Annotated in this window: 2 protein-coding genes; both read right to left on the reverse strand. The window is 56.2% G+C overall.

Annotated features, from left to right (window positions below; all coding sequences use genetic code 11):
• Positions 1–1,052 (reverse strand): flagellar hook-associated protein FlgK (gene flgK, locus RI563_RS12585; RefSeq protein ID WP_310694733.1); only part of this gene is annotated, 1,052 nt, incomplete at its 3' end.
• Positions 1,053–1,074: 22 nt separating this feature from the next.
• On the reverse strand, positions 1,075–1,273 hold a 199-nt coding region (locus RI563_RS12590; RefSeq protein WP_411293582.1), incomplete at its 5' end, for a glucosaminidase domain-containing protein.

A 1,273-nucleotide genomic window follows, 5' to 3' on the forward strand; every position in this document is an offset into this window, starting at 1 on the left:
GCGCTGATCTTGTAATCGCCCTGGTTACGACCGTTAGGCAGAATATTGGGGGCCAGTTCCTCCGCCTGGGTGAAGAAATTATCGCCCAGCTTGCTTTCCAGATCCATGCCAAGACGGTGCTGTTCGTTAAATGTCTTGGTAATGCCCACGGCAATACGACCCAGCTCGTTCTGGGCCGGATCCAGTACCCCGTTACGAAATTCCAGAATGCCGCCCAGGCGACCGCCGGAAATAAACTTGGTGATTACCGAGTCGCTGGCATTGCCCTTGAAAACAATTTCGGCATGGTTGGGATCGAAACGACTTTTCTCGATGGCCATCTCGGAGACTTCGCTGCCCACTACCAGCGTCTGACCATTTCCAATGAAAACATTCAGACGGCCATCATCCTGCTCGCTGACCCGCACCGAGACCAGTTCGGACAGCTTCTGTACCATTCGATCCCGCTGATCGAGCAAATCGCTGGGTGGCTGACCACTCATTTCCTGGGCATTGATGATGCTATCGTTAATTTTCCCGATGGATGTGGCCAGATCGTTGATATCGGTCACCACGCTTTTCATTTCTGCGGTGGCCCCTTCGCGCAGGGTATCAAAACGATCGTGCATATACTGGAAACGATCCGACAGGGACTGGGCTTCGCTCAGCATGACCTGTCGCGCCGAAGTGGAAGAGGGATCGGCGGAGACGCCGTTAACGGCGGAAAAGAAACTTTGCAGTGCCGGTGCCAGACCGGCGTTGGGATCGGATAACAGATTATCCACCTGGCTGGTGTATTCATAATTGGCGCGCAGGGAACTGTCGGCCGAGGTATTGGTACGTACCTCGCCGGCGACAAAATCGTCATACACCCGCTCGACGTTGTTCACCGTCACACCGGTGCCGATTGCGCCATTACCGGCGAGTTGGGGCGGGCGTGTTCCCAGGTCCACCCGCTGACGGGAATACCCCTCGGTATTGGCGTTGGCAATGTTGTGGCCGGTCGTGGACAGGGCGCGTTGTGCCGCTAACGCCCCCGAAACACTGACACCGAGCAGATCACCACTGGCCATAATCGTCGTTACCTCTTATCGGTTAACCGGTGGCCTGCACGCGGTCGACACTTTGTCGAGCCACGGGCTGTTGCAGAACATTACGCTGCATAATGTCGAGTACCTTGTCGGCATACTCGGGATCCGTGGCATAGCCGGCACGTTGCAGGGAACGAACAAACTGTTCCGGCGAAGCCGATTGTTGCAGGGCTTCGCCATAACGGGGATTACTGCGCAGGAAC

The sequence above is a fragment of the Thiohalophilus sp. genome, from assembly GCF_031581315.1.
GTDB lineage: Bacteria > Pseudomonadota > Gammaproteobacteria > UBA6429 > Thiohalophilaceae > Thiohalophilus.